The sequence below is a fragment of the Cellulomonas dongxiuzhuiae genome (genome assembly GCF_018623035.1).
Classification (GTDB): Bacteria; Actinomycetota; Actinomycetes; order Actinomycetales; family Cellulomonadaceae; genus Cellulomonas; species Cellulomonas dongxiuzhuiae.
In genome coordinates this window covers 512,372-530,244 of sequence record NZ_CP076023.1, presented here as the reverse complement: position 1 = coordinate 530,244, position 17,873 = coordinate 512,372, and the positions used below count along the sequence as shown (strand labels likewise).

At 73.0% G+C, this 17,873-nt stretch carries 17 protein-coding genes; 7 read left to right on the top strand and 10 right to left on the bottom strand.

The features are described 5' to 3' along the window. Window positions 1-15: 15 nt before the first annotated feature. Window positions 16-624 carry a dihydrofolate reductase family protein gene (locus tag KKR89_RS02500; RefSeq protein ID WP_208197122.1) on the bottom strand — a complete coding sequence of 203 codons (609 nt, stop codon included), beginning with the start codon at window positions 622-624 and terminating at the stop codon, window positions 16-18. Between the two features lie 91 nt (window positions 625-715). Then, window positions 716-1,429, bottom strand: coding sequence for a hypothetical protein (locus tag KKR89_RS02495; RefSeq protein ID WP_208197121.1), 714 nt, complete (start codon window positions 1,427-1,429; stop codon window positions 716-718). Between the two features lie 64 nt (window positions 1,430-1,493). Here KKR89_RS02495 and KKR89_RS02490 point away from each other — a divergent pair, with 64 nt between their 5' ends. After that, window positions 1,494-2,483, top strand: a complete 990-nt coding sequence (locus tag KKR89_RS02490; protein WP_208197120.1) for a pirin family protein — start codon at window positions 1,494-1,496, stop codon at window positions 2,481-2,483. An 80-nt stretch (window positions 2,484-2,563) separates the two neighbouring features. Here KKR89_RS02490 and KKR89_RS02485 read toward each other — a convergent pair whose 3' ends face one another. Next, a complete protein-coding gene (locus KKR89_RS02485; protein ID WP_208197119.1) occupies window positions 2,564-3,340 on the bottom strand; it encodes a class I SAM-dependent methyltransferase in 777 nt (258 codons plus the stop codon). Between the two features lie 29 nt (window positions 3,341-3,369). Continuing rightward, a complete protein-coding gene (locus KKR89_RS02480; RefSeq protein WP_251140980.1) occupies window positions 3,370-4,020 on the bottom strand; it encodes a Pr6Pr family membrane protein in 651 nt (216 codons plus the stop codon). A gap of 50 nt (window positions 4,021-4,070) precedes the next feature. Here KKR89_RS02480 and KKR89_RS02475 point away from each other — a divergent pair, with 50 nt between their 5' ends. Next, window positions 4,071-4,289: an SCO4848 family membrane protein gene (locus KKR89_RS02475; protein WP_208197118.1), complete on the top strand. Its 219-nt coding sequence runs from the start codon at window positions 4,071-4,073 to the stop codon at window positions 4,287-4,289. A gap of 127 nt (window positions 4,290-4,416) precedes the next feature. Here the strand turns inward: KKR89_RS02475 and KKR89_RS02470 are convergent, their stop codons facing one another. From KKR89_RS02470 to KKR89_RS02445, 6 genes are all read right to left on the bottom strand, one after another. Further along, the gene (locus tag KKR89_RS02470) at window positions 4,417-5,478 is read right to left on the bottom strand and encodes an SIS domain-containing protein (RefSeq protein WP_208197117.1); all 1,062 of its coding nucleotides are present in this window, start codon (window positions 5,476-5,478) and stop codon (window positions 4,417-4,419) included. Next, window positions 5,471-6,613 carry a hypothetical protein gene (locus tag KKR89_RS02465; protein ID WP_208197116.1) on the bottom strand — a complete coding sequence of 381 codons (1,143 nt, stop codon included), beginning with the start codon at window positions 6,611-6,613 and terminating at the stop codon, window positions 5,471-5,473. Before KKR89_RS02465 ends, KKR89_RS02470 begins: the two co-directional genes overlap by 8 nt. Further along, the gene (locus KKR89_RS02460; protein WP_208197115.1) at window positions 6,610-8,115 is read right to left on the bottom strand and encodes a sugar ABC transporter ATP-binding protein; all 1,506 of its coding nucleotides are present in this window, start codon (window positions 8,113-8,115) and stop codon (window positions 6,610-6,612) included. The genes KKR89_RS02465 and KKR89_RS02460 overlap by 4 nt, the downstream gene beginning before the upstream one ends. A 43-nt stretch (window positions 8,116-8,158) precedes the next feature. Continuing rightward, entirely contained in the window at window positions 8,159-9,157 is a 999-nt protein-coding gene (locus KKR89_RS02455; protein WP_208197114.1) for a sugar ABC transporter substrate-binding protein, read from the bottom strand. A 74-nt stretch (window positions 9,158-9,231) separates the two neighbouring features. Beyond that, the gene (locus KKR89_RS02450; RefSeq protein ID WP_208197113.1) at window positions 9,232-10,170 is read right to left on the bottom strand and encodes an ABC transporter permease; all 939 of its coding nucleotides are present in this window, start codon (window positions 10,168-10,170) and stop codon (window positions 9,232-9,234) included. Beyond that, entirely contained in the window at window positions 10,167-11,357 is a 1,191-nt protein-coding gene (locus KKR89_RS02445) for an ROK family transcriptional regulator (RefSeq protein WP_208197112.1), read from the bottom strand. Before KKR89_RS02445 ends, KKR89_RS02450 begins: the two co-directional genes overlap by 4 nt. Before the next feature lie 213 nt (window positions 11,358-11,570). On the opposite strand from KKR89_RS02445, the gene KKR89_RS02440 reads away from it, so the two are divergent. The 5 genes from KKR89_RS02440 to KKR89_RS02420 all read left to right on the top strand — a co-directional run bounded on the left by KKR89_RS02440 (window position 11,571) and on the right by KKR89_RS02420 (window position 17,870). Further along, on the top strand, window positions 11,571-12,590 hold the full coding sequence (locus tag KKR89_RS02440) for a LacI family DNA-binding transcriptional regulator (RefSeq protein ID WP_208197111.1): 1,020 nt from the start codon (window positions 11,571-11,573) through the stop codon (window positions 12,588-12,590). Window positions 12,591-12,742: 152 nt separating this feature from the next. Further along, window positions 12,743-14,062 carry an ABC transporter substrate-binding protein gene (locus tag KKR89_RS02435; RefSeq protein WP_208197110.1) on the top strand — a complete coding sequence of 440 codons (1,320 nt, stop codon included), beginning with the start codon at window positions 12,743-12,745 and terminating at the stop codon, window positions 14,060-14,062. Window positions 14,063-14,093: 31 nt separating this feature from the next. Further along, a complete protein-coding gene (locus KKR89_RS02430; protein ID WP_208197109.1) occupies window positions 14,094-15,062 on the top strand; it encodes a carbohydrate ABC transporter permease in 969 nt (322 codons plus the stop codon). Continuing rightward, window positions 15,055-15,894, top strand: coding sequence for a carbohydrate ABC transporter permease (locus KKR89_RS02425; protein WP_208197108.1), 840 nt, complete (start codon window positions 15,055-15,057; stop codon window positions 15,892-15,894). Before KKR89_RS02430 ends, KKR89_RS02425 begins: the two co-directional genes overlap by 8 nt. Window positions 15,895-15,980: 86 nt before the next feature. After that, a complete protein-coding gene (locus tag KKR89_RS02420; RefSeq protein ID WP_251140979.1) occupies window positions 15,981-17,870 on the top strand; it encodes a cellulase family glycosylhydrolase in 1,890 nt (629 codons plus the stop codon). Window positions 17,871-17,873: the final 3 nt, after the last annotated feature.

Here is a 17,873-nt window from a genome sequence, read left to right as displayed (position 1 = left end):
CGCACGCCCCGGGCGTCACGCGTCCGGCAGGTGCTCCTTGGCGTCGTCGTACGTCGCCTCCCCCGGCAGCGCGGCGGGCGCGTAGACCACGCGGAGCACCCCGCGGGGCAGCGCCTGCGAGCGCAGCAGCGCGAACGGCCGGAACGTGTCGGCCTCGGCGAACAGCCGCTCCCCCTTGCGCGCGGCGACGGGGTGGACGAACAGCCGCAGCTCGTCGAGGAGGTCGGCGTCGAGGAGCTGGCGGACCACCGAGATCGACCCGGCGACGAGGACCTTGCCCACCGTCGCGTCCTCCCGCAGGGCCCGGACCGCGGCGACGACGTCGGGCGTTCGCTCGACGTTGCGCCAACCCAGGTCCTGGTCGCCCCGGGTCGCGACGAGCTTGCGCACGTCACCGAGCTCCTTCGCGAACCCCGCGTCCTCCCCGCCCGCGGCCTCGCGGTCGGGCCACGCGCCGGCGAACGAGTCGTACGTGACGCGGCCCAGGACGAGCACGTCGACGTCCTCGTAGTCCTCGCCGACGGCCGCGCCCATCTCGTCGTCGAAGTACGGGAAGTGCCATTCCGGGTCGATCTCGGCCACGCCGTCGAGCGAGATGAACAGGGTGGAGACGACGGTCGCCATGGGTACCTCCGGTCAGGTGGTGGTCGCCGGTGCTGACCGCCGCCGTGGCCGGGACTCATCGGGTCGCCGGTGCGCGGCTCCGTGCGCCCGGTCAGTCGTCGATGTCGAGCACGTCGCCGGGTTCGACGCGACGCGCCGCGAGCCCCGGGTCCGCCAGCAGCGCGTCGACGACCGCCGCCGACGCGCCCACCGCGACCTCGCGCGTGTAGATCGGCACACCGACGAACCACGACCGGTCCTCGGGCCAGACCAGCGACGGCGCGTCGCCCGGGAGGTCCCGCAGCGCGAGCGCGGCGGGCAGCGGCCCCGTCCACAGGTGGTACGCGCGGTGGGGCAGGTGCAGCGGGTCGGCGGCCGGGCGCTCGAGTCGGCGTGCCGCCAGGGCGTCCTCGGCCTCGGCCCGGGCACGGGCGATCTCGGCGGCGTCCGGTACGGGACCGGCCGGGTCCCACCCCACGCCGACGCCCATGCCGGGCGCGTAGCGGGGGTCGGTACCGTGGTCGAACAGGAACCCGAAGCCCTCCCAGAGGCCGCAGTGCACGGGCTGGTCGCCCGTGGCCGGCGTGAGCGCGTCGAGGAGCCGTGCGAGCGCCACGTACCCGTCGACGGGCTCGTCACCGAGGTCCGCACCGTCATCCGCGCCGTCGGGGAACAGCGGCACCACCGCGTACGCGTCGTACCCGAGCGGTACCGCGTGCCCCACGCTCGGGCCGAGCTCGCCCAGCAGCGGCGCGATCCACTCCCCGGCGCCCGGGCCGTCGTCCCAGCGCGCACCGGCGCGGCGCAGCGCCTCGGACCCGGACATGCGCGCGACGGTACCGACCCGCGCCGGTCACCCCCCACCGGCGCGCCGCCCGTAGCCTGACCGCGTGACCAACCTCGACCCGCACCCCGACGAGCAGGTGTGCGTCGCGGGCCCGGCGGCCGACGTCGAGCTCGTCGAGCCGCGCGACGTGCCGCTGGGCGGGCTGCGGGCGATGACGGTGCGTCGGACGCTGCCGTCGCGGGCCCGCTCGCTGGTCGGCCCGTTCTGCTTCGCGGACCACTACGGCCCGGACGACGTCGCGGCCACCGGCGGCATGGACGTGCCCCCGCACCCGCACACCGGGCTGCAGACGGTCACGTGGCTGTTCGAGGGGTCGGTGCTGCACCGCGACGCGCTCGGCTCGGAGCAGGTCGTGGTCCCCGGGCAGCTCAACCTCATGACCGCGGGCCGCGGCATCTGCCACAGCGAGGAGGCCACGCCGGCGCTGTTCCCCGAGCAGCGGGTGCTGCACGGCGTGCAGCTGTGGACGGTGCTGCCGGAGTCCGCCCGGCACGGTGAGCGCGCGTTCGACCACGTCGCCGACGTGCCGACGTTCACGGTCGACGGCGCGCTGGTCCGCGTCTTCATGGGGGCGCTGGGCCCGGTGGCGTCGCCGGCGCGCACGTACTCGCCGCTCGTCGCGGCGCAGGTCGACGTGCCCGCGGGTGCGCGCGTGGTCCTGCCCGTGGACCCGACCTTCGAGCACGGCGTCCTGGTCGACACCGGCGTTCTGCGCTTCGAGGGTCACGACGTCGCCCGGTCGTGGCTCGCGTACGCGCCGCCCGGCCGCGGCGTGCTGGTCCTCGAAGCCGGTGACGCGCCCGTGCGGGCGGTGCTGATGGGCGGCGCACCGTTCGACGAGCCCGTCCTCATGTGGTGGAACTTCGTCGGGCGCACGCACGACGAGGTCGTCGAGGCGCGCGCGCAGTGGCAGGCCGCGATCGCGGGCGACACCACCGGGCTGGGCCGGTTCGGCGAGGTCCACGGCTACGCCGGCCCGCCGCTCCCTGCCCCGGAGCTCCCGCACGTCCGCCTGCGCCCCCGCGAGCGCTGACCCGCCGGGATGTGGTCACTCCGGCGACCACATCCGGGCACCGCGCACGTAGATGTGACCACATCCGGGCCGTGGGGACGTCACCGCTCCCGGACGAGCTGCGCCGACAGGTACCGCGTCGCGCCCGTGGTGAACCGGTCGTGCGTGCGCGTGCCGTCGAGGCCGGCGAACGGCCGGAACGCCGGCTGCACCAGGCGCGGGATCCAGTCCCGCACCAGCGCGGCACGCCGCGCGTCGTCGAGGCGCAGCGCGTGCAGCACCTCGGCCGTGATGTCGTCCTCGCGCACCGGCGCGAGCCCGCTGGACCGCAGCTGCGCGCGCGTGGCCGCGACGTCGTCCGCGCCGCGGAAGTCCGCCCACGCGAACGTGCCGCCCGGGCGCAGCACGCGGTGCACCTCGGCGACGAACCTGTCCACCGACGGGTAGCAGTGCGACGACTCGACGTTGAGCACGACGTCGAACGACGCGTCGTCGAACGGCAGCGCGAGCGCGTCGCCCCGGACGAACCGCAGCCCGGGGCCGCGGCGGTCCCGACGGCTGAGGGCGACCGCCGAGGCCGCCAGGTCCACGCCCGTGGTCGTGCGCGGCCCGCGCGAGCGCGCGACCCACGACGCTCCCCCGCCCCGCCCGGACCCGACCTCGAGGACGTCCGTGCCGGCGAGGTCGAGACCGTCCAGGACGTGCGCGTAGAGCCCGATGCCGTACCGGTCCGGCTCGTCGGCGGGGTCGAGGACGAGCGGCGACGCGGTGGCGTCGAGCGGCGCGTAGCCGTAGTTCATGAACGTCCACGCGGGCTGCCGGACGCGCGCGCCGAGCAGCTCGTAGCACGCACGCCACGCGACCTGTCGAAGTCCCATCGGGCGAACGTACCGGTCGCCGGCGCTCGTCAGGCGTCCGCGGGCGCGGCGCGACGACGCGGCAGCCTGCGCACCCGGCTGGCCGCCCACACGAGCGCGCCCGCAGCCACCAGGACCACGACCAGCCCGAGCACGTGCAGCGTCACCGAGCCGGCGCCCCGCTCCGGCAGCAGGAACCCGTAGGGCACCCAGCCGTCGGCGGCGCCGCGCACCAGGACGACCCCGAGCCACGCCAGCGGGTACGGCAGCACGACCCACAGGCGGCGCCACGGCAGCGGCGGACGATCGGCGACGAGCAGCCAGTCGAGCGCGGCGACGCATGGGAACCCCAGGTGCAGCACCGCGCTCACCCACGCCGTGGCCCCGCCCTCGCCGGGCACCAGGAAGTTGTAGACGACCGCGACGACGACCAGGCACGCCGCCGCCACGCCGCGGGCGACGGTCAGCCCGGCTCCAACCGGCCGGCCGGCGACGAGGAGCGTGCCCGTCACGAGGAGGACGACGCTCGCGAGCAGGCTCGTCAGGTTGGTGAAGTACCCGAGGAAGTCGACGAGCGCCCCGCGTCCCGCAGCACGCTGCTCGGCGTACGACACCGCCAGCACCACGAGCACCGCGACCGCCACGACGAGCCGCAGGACCCCCACGACGCGAGCCGTCGCGGGCGTCGGGAGGTCCGTCACGCGGCCGAGGGTAGCCGCGAGCCCGCGACGGGGTGTGCCACGATCGGTCCGTGGAGCTCCCCCTCGTCTGGTCCCTGGTCCTCGTCGTCGCCGGCATCTGGAACCTCGTCGTGTGGCCGCAGTTCTGGCAGCGCGTCAGCGCCGACCCGCGCGCGCGGGACGCCGACGGCAACGTGACCCGGTTCTTCACCGTCCACCTCGTGCTCGTGGCCGTCTCGCTCGCGCTCGGCATCGCGGTCGGTGTGCTGGGCCTCGTCACCCTCCTGTAGCCCGGGCCCCGACGGACGCTCCGGACCGGCGGGTCGGCTGCGGCCCGGCGCTGACACGGCGTCTGCCCGGCGCCCTGCCGCCACGAGACCGGCGCCCGCACCGCGAGGTGAGGGCGCCGGGTCCGCGTCAGGACGTGAGCGTCACCTTCGTCAGCCCGCGAGGGCGGTCGGGGTCCATCCCGCGAACGAGCGAGAGCTCGAGCGCGAGCAGCTGGAACGGGATGATCTCGAGCAGCGGCACGAGCTCGTCGGCCACCCCGGAGGGGAGCACGAGGTCGTCCGGACCGGCGTCGCCGCCCGCCTCGGGCGCCGCCCACGTGGACCAGAGCCGGGCGCCGCGTGCACGCAGGTCCGGCATCAGCGCCTCCACGGACTCGCGTCCGACGGTGGCGCCACGCAGGCAGAAGACCGGGGTACCGGCCACGACCTGAGCGAGCGGGCCGTGCTTGGCGTCGGCGGCGCTCCACCCCGACGCCGCGACCGCGCACGTCTCGGTGAGCTTGAGCGCGGCCTCGCGGGCCGTCGCCAGGCCGTAGCCGCGACCCAGGACCAGTGCGCGGTCGGCGTCCCCGAGCTCGAGCGCGACGCGCCGGGCCCACCCCCGCGCGCGCTCGTGCAGCGCGCGTCCGGCACGTGCGACGTCCGCGACCCGTGCCGTGACGACCTCGGGCGGTGTCCCCAGCAGCTCCTGCACCCACAGGTACAGGGCCAGCAGCTCACCGGTGTAGCTCTTGGTCGCGGCGACCGAGAGCTCCGCGCCCGCACGGATCGGGACGTGCACGTCGGCACCCGTCGCCAGCGGCGACGACGGGTCGTTCGTGATCGCGAGGGTGGGGCAGGCGCTGCGCCGCGCGCTGCGGACCGTCTCGACGAGGTCGGGCGACCGGCCCGACTGCGAGAGCGCCACCACGAGGGTCGACGGGCTGGTCACGTCCCGCTGGTACACCGTAGCCATGCTCGGGGTCGCCATGTGCGCGGGGATCCCCAGCTGCGTCTGGACCAGGTACTGGCCGTAGACCGCCGCGTGGTCGCTCGTCCCGCGGGCGGCGAACGTCACGGCGTCCACCCCGCGCTCGCGCACCAGACGTGCGGCGTCCCCGACGCCCGCCGCGCCGAGCTCGAGCCAGCGCTCGGGCTGCTCGGCGATCTCGGCGCGCATGAGCGCGCCCGGAATGGTCTGGTCAGTCAAGTTCGCCGTCCTTGTAGTCGATGAGGCGGCGCACACGCTCGCCGCCCGCGGCCGTGTCGGCGAGCAGGTCCCGCCACGAGTAGACGAGGACGCCGTCGGCTCCCGAGCGGGCCACCCCGCGCAGCGCGTCGCGCCACTCCTGGGCCGTGATCTCCCGGCGGCGGCGCCCGGGTGCGTAGATGTCCTCGAGGTACTCGGCCCCGCCCTGCAGGTCGGCCAGCACGGTCCTGTCCGTCTGCGCCCGCACCTCGGCGACCCGCTGCGGGATCCACGTCGCCGGGTCACGCTTCTGGATCTGGAAGTAGAACATCAGCTCGTAGTGGTCCACCGCGGCGTCGAGCGCCGAGAACCGCTGCCCCAGGACCTCCTCGACGGCGTTGCCGAAGTCGTCGCGCCCCAGGCCGAAGCCGTTGAGGATCACGTCCGCCGTCGGCACGACGTCGCGCACCGCGGCCCGCAGGGTGGTCGCGACGTCCGCGACGACCGTGCACTTCCATGCCGTCCACTCGTCACGCAGCTCCCCCAGCACCAGGGCGGCGCGCTCGGGTACGGAGCCCGACCCGAGGTCCACGCCCGCCCACGCGCCGAACAGCGCGAGGCAGCGCTCGCAGAAGCAGTACTCGCGGACGTCCTCGCGCCGGGTGCCGGTGAAGCCGTCCGCGTCCGGCAGCCACATCTCCCAGAAGCCCGGGAACCGCAGGAACGACAGGAACACTCCGTCGGGGCGCGTCGTGGCGACGGCCTGTGCGAGGCGCTCGCGCTTGCGCTCCAGGTAGAGCGGGTCGGTCGGGCAGATGCCGACGTACCAGCTGAACGGCTCGAAGACCTCACCGTGCTGGTCGACCGGGCGCAGGTGCGGGTGCGCCGCGAACTCCTCGGGCTGGAAGAAGCAGGACGTCGACTGGTAGACGCGCAGCCCCTCGTCCTGCAGGCGCGCGGTCCACTCACGGTCGTCGTAGGCACCCGCCGGCGGGCTCTGGTCGACCGCGCTGCCGGGCAGCGGGTCGATCAGGTTCTGCGCGAGCACCCAGTCCAGGCGCTGCTCACGCATCCGCCGCGCGGCGCCGGCCATGTCGAGCCCGTGCTCGGTCGACCACTCCCAGCCGTAGGCCTTGACACCGAGGATCCGGCTCATGCGTGATCTCCCTTCGAGCTGATCTGGGCGAGGAGCGTGGGCTCGTCGAGGTCGGCGACACGCTGGGCGGGGCCGATCTGGCCCGACCGCACGACCGCGATGTCGTCGCACAGCACGAGGAGCTCCTCGAGCTCGTCGCTGGCGACGACGCAGGCGACGCCCTGCGCGGCGAGCGCCCGCACCTGGGCGTAGATCTCGCCCTTGGCACCGATGTCCACCCCCGCGGTCGGCTGGTCGAGCAGCAGCACCACCGGGTCGGCCTCGCTCGCGCGAGCGATGAGGGTCTTCTGCTGGTTGCCGCCCGAGAGCGCCGCGATCGGGCTCTCGGGTGACGGCGTGCGGATCCCGAAGCGCTGGATCGACGCACGCACCGCACGTCGCCGCAGCCCTCCACGCACGACGCCCTTGCGGGCGTACTTGCGCGACAGCGCCGTCAGCACGATGTTCTCGTCGACGCCGCGCTGCATGATGACGCCCTTGTGCTTGCGGTCCTCGGGGACGAGGACCACGCCGCGTGCCGCGGCATCGGCCGGGGAGCCGAACCTGACGGGGGCACCGCCCAGGCGCATCGACCCCTGCGCGGGGCGAGCCGCGCACAGGGACTCGAGGAACGACGAACGCCCCGACCCGACGAGCCCGGCGAGCCCGAGGACCTGCCCGGCACGCACCTGCAGCGTGGCGCCGCGGCGTCCCCGCTGCCCGAACTGCTCGAGCTCCAGCACCACGGGCGCCGCGTCGTCGCCGGCCGCGTTCGGCGCCCGGTCCGCGATCGACTGCCCCACGATGTGCTCGGCGAGGCTGTCGACCGTCAGCTCGCCCGCCGGGCACGTGGTGACCGCGGTGCCGTCCCGCAGCACCGTCACACGGTCCGCGACAGCGAGCACCTCGTCGAGGAAGTGGCTGATGTAGATGATGCCGACGCCGCGGGCGCTGACACTCCGCATGATCGCGAACAGCGCCTCGCGCTCGGCACGGGCCAGCCGGGACGTCGGCTCGTCCATCACGAGGATCCGCGCGTCACGGCTCAGGGACTTGGCGATCTCGGTGAGCTGCTGGTGCGCCACGCTCAGGTCGCGCGACGGCACACCCAGGGGCACGGTGAGCCCCAGCCGCTCGAGCAGGGCCTTGCCCTGCGCCTGCGTGGCGCGGTGGTCGACGAGCCCGACCCGGCGCCGGGGCTCGTGCCCCAGCGCCAGGTTCTGGGCCGCGTCGAACTCCGGCACGAGCGAGAACTCCTGGTGGATGACGGCGACGCCCGCGGCCAACGAGTCCTGCGGCTGCGCGAACCGCGTGGGCGCACCGCCCAGGACGATGTCCCCGCTGTAGTCCGCGTAGACACCGCCGAGGACCTTGATGAGCGTGCTCTTGCCGGCCCCGTTGTGGCCGACCAGGGCGTGGATCTCCCCTGGCCTGACCTCCAGGTCCACGCCGTGGAGCACCTCGTTGCCCGCGAAGCTCTTGCGGATGCCTCGCATCACGAGCACGGGCGTCGTCTCCGTCATCACCCTCGCCGTTCCTGTCGGTCGTCGTTCCGGTCGGTCGTGATCACTCGCCCCAGGCGGCTGCGTGGTCCTCCACGTTGGCCTTGGTGACGATCGGCAGCGGCAGGTACTCGTTGGGCTGCGTGACCTTGTCCTTCTCGCCGGTCAGCCACTGCACGGCAGCCTCGACCGAGCGCGTCCCCTGCGGGTACGGGTCCTGGTTCACGCTGCCGGCGACGTAGCCGGCGAGGATGCCCTCACGCACCTCGACGGGGAAGTCCCCGAGGATGAAGCGGATGTCGGTCCGTCCGCGGTCGCTCGCGTACTTGGCGGCGTTGGCCGTCTCGGGCCCCTGCGCGACGACGGCGTCGAGCGAACCCTCCGGGTACTTGTTCAGCCAGTCCTGCACCACGGTGAGCGCCTCGGCAGCGTCCCAGTTGTTGGTCTGCGTGTCGACGACGCGGATCCCGGGGTAGTCGGCGAGGACCTCGTCGAAGCCCTGCTGGCGCAGCAGCTGGGCGCTCGTGCCGAGGGCACCGGCCATGTAGGCCACGTCGGCGTCCTCACCGACCTGCTCGACCAGGAGGTGCGCCTGCTGACGCCCGAACTCGACGTCGTCCGCCCCGATGAAGGTGACCGCGCCGGCGGCGTCGTCGACCCGGTTGTTCACCGCGAACACCGGGATGCCCGCTGCGACGGCCTGCTTGACCGCCGGCGAGATGCCCTTGGCGTCGGACGCCGTCACCAGGATCGCGTCGACCCCCTGGGTGACGAGCTGCTGCACGCCGGCGACCTGGGCACCGAGGTCACCCTTGCCGTCGACCATCTTGAGGGTCACACCGAGCTCGTCGGCGGCCTCCTCCTGGCCCTTGATGAAGTTCGAGTAGAACGGCACGGACGCGTTCCACAGCATCGAGCCGATGACGAGCGTGTCGTCCGAGCCCGCGGTCGCCTCGTCGGCGGTGGCGGGGGTGTCCGTGGACGAGCAGGCGGCAAGGCCGAGCGCGGTGACGGCCGCGACCATGACGGCCGCACTGCGACGGAACCGGGGGGTGGTGCGCATGACGGTGTTCCTTACTTCTTCGGGGGATGTGGAGCGGGGGCCAGAGGACCGAGGGGACGCGCCGCGGTGCGGCGTCACGAGGTCCGGCGTCGGCGCTGCACCATGTCGATGCCCACGGCGCCGATGATCACGGCGCCGGTGAACGCCGGCTGCCAGTACGGGGAGATGCCGAACAGGTTGAGGGCGTTCGACACCACACCGAGCAGCAGGGTGCCGATCACGACGTTGCCGACGCCGCCCGAGCCGCCGGTGAGCGCCACCCCGGCGATGGCCACGGCCGCGATGGCCGAGAGCGGCCAGCCCTGCGCGGCGCTCGGCTGCCCGATGGACGTCTGGCCGAGCAGGATCAGGCCACCGATCGCAGCCGCCAGCGCACCGAGGACGTAGGCGGTGATGGTGACGCGGTGGACGCGGATGCCGGCCAGCCGGCTCGCCTCCGGTGAGCCGCCCACGGCGTAGATGTGGTGGCCGAGCGTCGTGAAGCGCAGCATCGCCCACGTGGCGAGGACGACCGCCGCGTAGATCAGGGCCGCCACGGGGACGGCACCGATCCGACCGAGCCCGATGACCGTGAACGCCTCGGGGACCCCGTACACCGGGGTGGCGTCGGTGAACACGAAGAGCACGCCGGTGATGAGCGACTGCATGCCCAGGGTGGCGACGAACGGGTTGATGCCGACCTTGGCGATGAGCAGCCCGTTGCACAGGCCGATCACCGCACCGAGCGCGAGCGAGGCCAGCACCCCCGGCACGATCCCGCTCGTCGACATGGTCCACGCCGCGATCACGGACGTCGCCGCGCCCACGGCCCCCACGGACAGGTCGAAGCCGCCCAGCAGGATCATCAGCAGCATGCCACAGGCGACCACGCCGATGATCGACTGCTGCTCGACGATGTTGACGAGGTTCGGCACCGAACGGAACGTCGGCGACATGATCGACAGGGCGCCGACCACGACGACGAAGACCAGGAACAGGGCGTGACGTGAGGCCCAGCGGAGCCCGACGGTCATGAGGGGGTCCCTCCTTCGTGGGTGAGCTCACCGAGCACGGAGGGTGCGTCGGTCAGCCGCAGATGGTGAAGTGCCCCGGAGAGGGCGCCGCGGACGGTCGAGTTGGGGCCCAGGTCGGAGACGGCCAGCCGGGGCGGGGTCTCGACGTGACGGGCGACGAGGCGGGTCACGTCGTCGAGCAGCGGCGCCAGCGCGCGGCCGACGCTGCCGTCGATCACGACCGTCTCGGGGTCGGTCACGGCCGCGAACGTGATGACGGCCTGCGCGAGCGCCCGCACCACGTCGTCGAGCAGGGCCTTGCTGTGCGGGCGGCCGGCGAGGCCCGCGGCGATGACCTCGCGCGCGGTGGGCTCGTCGCCGAGCTCGGCGCGCGCGGTCGGGTCGGCGGCGGCGAGCGCCCGAGCGCGCCCGGCGATGGCCGCGCCGCTCAGGACGGACTCGAGGCCGCCGACGCTGCCCGCACGCGTGTCGGCGAGCATGCCGACCTCGGGGACGAGCACACCGATCTCACCGGCGGCGTGATGACGCCCGCGCACGAGCCGGCCGTTGCTGACGACCGCGCCGCCGAGCCCGGTGCCGATCGACAGGACGGCGTAGTCGCGTGCCCCGACGGCCTGCCCGACCTCTCCCTCGGCGATCGCGGCCAGGTTGACGTCGTTGTCCACCACGAACGGCACACCGAACGCCCGCACCCTGTCGACCAGGTCGAACCCTGCCCAGCCGACGTTGGGGCCACGGACGGCGAGGTCCGTGTCCGCGTCGATCACGGCCGGCACACCGACGGCGAGCGCACTGATCTCGACGCCGCGGCCGGCTGCGGCGGCGCGCATCGCGTTCCAGACCCACTCGAGGGCGTCGAAGGCGCCCCCGGCGTCGGCGACGGTGACGTACTCCTCGGCGAGGATCTTGCCGTCGAGGCCGCTCAGGGCGCCGTGGCACTTGGTGCCGCCCAGGTCGATGCCCACCACGCAGGCGCTCTCCACGTTGAGGGTGAGCACGACCCGCGGCCGACCGCCGGAGCCGGACGTGTCACCCGACTCGACGAGGACGCCGCGCGCGATGAGCCGGGAGACCATCCGGCTGACCGATGCCTGCGACAGGTTGAGATCGCGGGCGATGTCGGGCCGGGTGGTCCGCCGGTGGTCGCGGACGTACTCGAGCACGAGGTATTCGTTCACCTCGCCCATGGAGCCATGCTGGAGAGCCACTTTGTTCCCTTCTGGATGAAACTAAGTAGCACCCTCGCACGCCGCCCTCGCGCCCGTCAATCAACGCCGCTCGAACGCATTCGGGCAGGTCAGGAGGTAGCGGGCATATCCGACGACGCGCCGGGCCGGTCGCAGCAGCCGCCACCGAAGGCCGGGCCTCGACGGCGGCCGACGCCCCGCTACCATCGCCCCATGGCCGAGCGCGTGACCATCGGCGACCTCGCGCAGCGTCTCGGCCTGTCGAAGGCGTCGGTGTCGTACGCGCTCAACGGCCAGCCGGGCGTCAGCGAGCAGACGCGGGCGCGGGTGCTCGCGCTCGCGCGTGAGCTGCAGTGGTACCCGAGCTCGTCGGCGCGCACGCTGTCCGGAGCGCGCACGGGCATCGTGGGGCTGGTGCTGTCCCGGGACCCCGACCTGCTGGGCACCGAGCCCTACTACATGCTCGTCCTGTCGGGCATCGAGGCCGAGCTCATCGACGCCGAGTACGGCCTGCTGCTGCGCATGGTCGGCTCGGAGCCAGGGCGCGACCTGCCGGTCTACGAGCGGTGGGCCGGTGAGCGGCGCGTCGACGGCGTCATGCTCTTCGACCAGCGCCGCGACGACCCGCGCATCCCGCTCCTGCGCCACCTCGGGCTGCCCGCGGTGCTCAACGGCGCGGCCGAGCCGGGGTCGGTCCTGCCGACGGTCGTGCCCGACGAGCACGGCGACGCGCGGCAGGTCGTCGAGCTGCTGCACGGCCTGGGCCACCGGTGGATCGGGCACCTGACGGGCCCGTCCGGCCTGCTGCACGAGGAGCGCCGCGAGCTGCTGGTGCGTGCCGCGGCGGCCCGCGCCGGCATGGCCGTCGAGTCGATCGAGGGTGACTACACGATGGGGACGGCCGAGCGGCTGATCGGCGAGCGGCTGCGGCACGGGCCCGGTCCGACGGCGTGGGTCGCGTCGAACGACGTCATGGCGCTGGGGGCCGTGCGCGCGGCGGCCCGCGAGGGCGTCGACGTGCCCGGCCGGCTGTCCGTCGTCAGCTGGGACGACTCGCTGCTGTGCGAGATCGGCGCGCCGCCGATCACGGCGCTGGACCGCCATCCCCGCGACTTCGGCCGCCGGTGCGCGCGGGCGCTGCTGGCCGAGATCGCGGGGACCCCGGACGACGGCACCGGTGCGCGCGCGAGCGAGCTGCGCGTGCGGTCCAGCACGGGGCCTGCCGCGCCCTGACCCGGGCAGCGACGACGGCGCGCAGTTGGCGCGGCCCCTGACTCCTGTCACGAATTCATCACGGAGGGTTCCCGTTCGGCCTAGTGGTGGGTAACGTGCTCCTGCGAACTGAACCGGTTAGGTAGTACCCGGCACACGACAAGGGAGTCCTCGTGAAGCTTCGCCACCTCGCTGCAGCGTCCGTCCCCGTCCTGCTCCTCGCGGCCTGCTCGGGCGGGGGAGGTGGTGGCGGGTCGGCGTCCGGCGGCGGTGACGGGGACGTCACCCTCACCTACTGGGCCAGCAACCAGGGCACCAGCCTGGACAACGACAAGGAGGTGCTCACGCCGGTCCTCGAGCAGTTCACGCAGGACACGGGCATCGGCGTCGACCTCGAGGTCATCGGCTGGAGCGACCTGCAGACGCGCATCCAGACCGCCGTCACGTCCGGCCAGGCGCCCGACGTCGTCAACATCGGCAACACGTGGGCCGTCTCCCTGCAGGCCACGGGCGCGTTCATGCCCCTGGACGACGCCGCGATGGACGCCATCGGCGGGGCCGACAAGTTCGTCGAGACCGCGCTGGCCACCGGCGGCGAGGAGGGCAGCGACCCGACGTCCGTGCCGCTGTACGGGCTGGCCTACGGGCTCTACTACAACAAGGCGATGTTCGAGGCGGCGGGCCTCGAGCCGCCGACGACCTGGGAGGACATGGTCGCGGCCGCCCAGGCGCTCACCGACCCCGCCGCGGGCGTGTACGGCATGGCGCTGGCCGCGGGCAGCTACACCGAGAACAACCACTTCGCGTTCATCAACGCCACGCAGAACGGCGCCGAGCTCTTCGACGACGAGGGCAACCCGACCTTCACCGAGGACGGCGTGGTCGACGGCATCGTGCGCTACCTCGACCTCATGCAGGCCGAGGACGTCGTCAACCCCGGCAACGCGCAGTACGACAACGCGTCGCTCGCGGTCGCGGACTTCGCCACCGGCAAGGCCGCGATGATCCTCAACCAGAACAACGCCAACGCGACGATCGAGGCCAACGGCATGGCCCCCGACGCGTACGGGGTCGTGCCGTTCCCCGCGCCCTCCGACGCCGAGAGCGACGTGGCCAGCCACGTCGCGGGCATCAACATCTCGATCTTCGGCAACACCGAGCACCCGGACGAGGCGCTGCAGCTCGTCGAGTACATGACCAGCGAGGACGTGCAGACGACGCTCGGCAAGCCGTTCTCGTCGCTGCCCGTGCTCAAGGACGCCGAGGCCGTCTTCACCGACGACGCCGAGCTGGCCGAGACGTTCACGCAGATCTACAACGAGCGCTCCGCGCCGCTGCCGCTGGTGCCGGCCGAGGACCAGTTCGAGACGACGGTCGGGCAGGCCATGAACACGATGTTCGCGACCATCGCCACGGGCGGCACGGTCACCGCCGACGACGTCCGCGAGGCCATGCAGACGGCCCAGGACCAGGTCCAGGCGTCGGTCGGCTGACGCACCGGTCCGCGCTCACCGAGGAGACGCCGTGGCCACGACCACCTCCACCGCCCCGCCGGTGCCCGCCGCGAGCACCGCATCCCGCCGTCGCACCCGCAAGAGCGGGTGGTGGCTGCCGTACGCGCTGCTGGCACCGGCGGTGCTGCTCGAGGTGTTCATCCACCTGGTGCCGATGCTCACCGGCATCTGGATGAGCTTCACGCAGCTCACACGCTTCTTCATCCGGGACTGGACGTCAGCCCCGTTCGTGGGCCTGCGCAACTACCAGGTCGCGCTCGACGTCGACGGTGCCGTCGGGCGCGCCCTGCTCAGCTCCTTCGGGATCACGTGCGCGTACACGGTGCTCGTGGTGGGGATCTCGTGGTCGCTGGGCATGGCGGCGGCGGTCGCGCTGCAGCGGCCGTTCCGCAGCCGCGCGCTGTTCCGCACGCTGTTCCTCGTGCCGTACGCGCTGCCGGTGTACGCCGGCATCGTCACGTGGAACTTCATGCTCCAGCGCGACAACGGGGTCATCAACCACCTGCTCGTCGAGGACCTGGGGCTGATGCAGGACAAGCCGTTCTGGCTCATCGGCGGACGGGCGTTCGCGTCGATCGTCATCGTCGCGATCTGGCGGATGTGGCCGTTCGCGTTCCTCATGCTGACGGCCGGCCTGCAGTCCGTGCCGGACGACGTCTACGAGGCCGCGGCGATGGACGGCGCACACGCGTTCCGCTCCTGGTGGTCGATCACGCTGCCGATGCTGCGGCCGGTCAACCTCGTGCTCGTCCTGGTGATGTTCCTGTGGGTGTTCAACGACTTCAACACCCCGTACGTGCTGTTCGGCACCGCGCAGCCCGCGGCGGGCGACCTCATCTCGTTCCACATCTACAACGCGTCGTTCCTCACCTGGAACTTCGGCGCCGGGGCGGCGATGTCGGTGCTGCTGCTGCTGTTCCTGCTGCTCGTGACGGGCATCTACCTGATCACGATGAACCGGAGGTCGCGCCGTGCATGACACCCGGGCCTTCAAGACGTTCCGCGCGGCGGTGATCGTCGTGCTCGCGACGGTCACCGCCCTGCCGCTCTACATCATGGTCACGTCGTCGCTGAAGCCGCTGCAGGACGTCCGCGGGGCGTTCTCGTGGTGGCCCAGCACCGTCACGTTCCAGCCGTTCATCGACATGTGGACCACCGTGCCGCTGGCGCGCTACTTCGTGAACAGCCTCGTCGTGTCGAGCGCGGCCACGATCGCGAGCCTCGTGATCGCGATCTTCGCGTCGTACGCCGTGTCCCGCTACCGGTTCCGCGGCCGGTCGGTGTTCACGACGACGGTCCTGTCGACGCAGATGTTCCCCGGCGTGCTGTTCCTGCTGCCGCTGTTCATCATCTTCGTCAACATCGAGCAGGGCACGGGCTTCCAGTTCGTCGGCACCCGCATCGGACTGGTCATCACGTACCTGACGTTCTCGCTGCCGTTCTCCATCTGGATGCTGTCGGGGTACCTCGACAACATCCCGCAGGAGCTCGACGAGGCCGCGCGGGTCGACGGCTGCTCCCCCATCGGCGCGCTGCTGCGCGTGGTGCTGCCCGCGGCGCGGCCGGGCGTGATCGCCGTGGCGATCTACGCGTTCATGACGGCCTGGGGCGAGGTGCTGTTCGCGTCGGTGATGACGACCGAGGCGAACCGCACGCTGGCCGTCGGCATCCGGCAGTACTCGACCCAGACCAACGTGTACTGGAACGAGATCATGGCGGCCTCGCTCGTCGTGAGCATCCCGGTCGTCATCGGGTTCCTGCTGCTGCAGCGGCACTTCGTCGCCGGGCTGACGGCCGGGGCGGTCAAGTGACGCAGGGCGGTCACGTGACGCAGGGCGGTCACGTGAGCCGGGGCGTGCCGCGCCCGTCGCCGTCGGTGGTCGGCCCGGACGGGCCCGTGACGTGGCTCGGGGCGAACTTCTGGTCCCGCGCCGGCGGCCCGCTGATGTGGCGGAGCTACGACACCGCGCTCGTGCGCGAGGAGCTGGCCGTCCTGGCCCGCCACGGGCTGACCATGACACGGTCGTTCTTCTACTGGCCGGACATGATGCCCACCCCGACGACCCTCGACGAGGAGCAGTGCGCGCACTACGCGGACTTCCTCGACGCGCACGTCGAGGCCGGCATGACGACGATCCCGACGTTCCTCGTCGGGCACATGTCGGGCGAGAACTGGGACCCCGTCTGGCGCGCCGGGCGGGACCTGTACACCGACGTGTGGATGGTGGGCCGGCAGGCCTGGTACGTCGCCACGCTCACGGCCCGCTACGCGGCCCACCCCGCGGTCGCCGGGTGGCTGATCTCCAACGAGATGCCGATCTACGGCGGCGAGGGCCGGCGCGACGACGTCGAGGCGTGGGCCCGGCTCATGGTCCACGCGGTGCGGGCCGGTGGTGGGGACCAGCCCGTGTCGATCGGGGACGGCGCCTGGGGCATCGAGCAGACCGGGCACGACAACGGCTACTCGACGGTGGACCTGGGTCGCTTCGTCGACTTCACCGGCCCGCACGTCTACCGCATGGAGTCCGACCAGGTGCGCCAGCACCTCAAGGCCGCGTGGGTGTGCGAGCTCGCGGCCGTCCGCGGGCGGCCCGTGGTGATGGAGGAGTTCGGCCTCTCGAGCGACTTCGTCTCCCCCACCGGCGCCGCCGCGTACTACCGCCAGCTCCTGCACACCACGCTCCTGGCCGGCGCGACGGGCTGGATCGCGTGGAACAACACCGACTACGACACCGTCCTGGGGCAGCGGCCGTACGCCCACCACCCGTTCGAGCTGCACTTCGGCATCACGACGTCCGACGGTGAGCCCAAGCCGCCGCTGCTCGAGCTCGAGCGGTTCGCCGCGACGCTGCGGGAGATCGACCTGCCGCGGTGCTCGCGCGCCCCGGCGCAGGCCGCGCTCGTCGTGCCGTCGCACCTCGCGGCCGACTACCCGTTCACGACCGAGGAGGAGCGCGCGCTCATCGTGCGCACCGGCGAGCAGGCGTACGTCGCGGCACGCGAGGCCGACCTGCCCGTGGGGGTGGTGCGCGAGCAGACCGACGGCGGCCTGCCCGGCGGGTACGACCTGTACCTGCTGCCGTCGGTCAAGCAGCTCTGCGGGCCGTCGTGGGTGCAGCTGGTCGAGCTGGCGGCGGCCGGTGCGACCGTCTACGCGTCGTACTGCGCCGGGGAGTCGCCCGTGCAGCGCGGCCCGTGGTGGATCCGCACCGAGGAGCTGTTCGGCGTGCGGCGCGAGCTCGCGTACGGGCTCGTCGACCCGATCGACGACGACGAGGTCGTGCTGACCTTCGAGGCGGACCTCGGGTCGCTGCACACCGGTGACGTCCTGCGGTTCCGCGTCGCGGGCAACGCCGAGGGCCGCGCGTACCTGCCCGTGACGGTGCTCCTCGCGACGGTCGTCGCGCGCGACGCGCACGGGCGGCCCGCGGTCGTCGTCAAGGACCACGGCCCCGGGCGCGCGGTGCTGTGCACCTACCCGCTGGAGTACCTGGCGAGCGCGCAGGGGCGGGTCAACCCCGAGGACACGTGGCGCCTGTACGACGCGCTCGCCACGGTCGCCGGGGTCGAGCGCCCGGTGCGCGTGCCCGACGACCCCCGGGTGCTGGTCGACCGGCTCGTGCAGGGCGACGGGCGCGAGGTCGTCGTGCTGGTCAGCGAGCACGCGCAGGCCGTGAGCGTCACCCCCGAGGTGGCCGACGGCCGGCTGGAGCAGCTCGACGGGTCGCCGGTCGAGGCCGTGGACCTCGAGCCGTACGGGACGGTGGTGCTGCGGCGGCGGCGATGAGAC

Excerpts from the sequence above, each read along its gene's own strand:
- KKR89_RS02500 (WP_208197122.1), bottom strand. The coding sequence starts at position 624 with ATGGCGACCGTCGTCTCCACCCTGTTCATCTCGCTCGACGGCGTGGCC.
- KKR89_RS02495 (WP_208197121.1), bottom strand. The coding sequence starts at position 1,429 with ATGTCCGGGTCCGAGGCGCTGCGCCGCGCCGGTGCGCGCTGGGACGAC.
- KKR89_RS02485 (WP_208197119.1), bottom strand. The coding sequence starts at position 3,340 with ATGGGACTTCGACAGGTCGCGTGGCGTGCGTGCTACGAGCTGCTCGGC.
- KKR89_RS02465 (WP_208197116.1), bottom strand. The coding sequence starts at position 6,613 with ATGAGCCGGATCCTCGGTGTCAAGGCCTACGGCTGGGAGTGGTCGACC.
- KKR89_RS02460 (WP_208197115.1), bottom strand. The coding sequence starts at position 8,115 with ATGACGGAGACGACGCCCGTGCTCGTGATGCGAGGCATCCGCAAGAGC.
- KKR89_RS02455 (WP_208197114.1), bottom strand. The coding sequence starts at position 9,157 with ATGCGCACCACCCCCCGGTTCCGTCGCAGTGCGGCCGTCATGGTCGCG.
- KKR89_RS02450 (WP_208197113.1), bottom strand. The coding sequence starts at position 10,170 with ATGACCGTCGGGCTCCGCTGGGCCTCACGTCACGCCCTGTTCCTGGTC.
- KKR89_RS02445 (WP_208197112.1), bottom strand. The coding sequence starts at position 11,357 with ATGGGCGAGGTGAACGAATACCTCGTGCTCGAGTACGTCCGCGACCAC.
- KKR89_RS02440 (WP_208197111.1), top strand. The coding sequence starts at position 11,571 with ATGGCCGAGCGCGTGACCATCGGCGACCTCGCGCAGCGTCTCGGCCTG.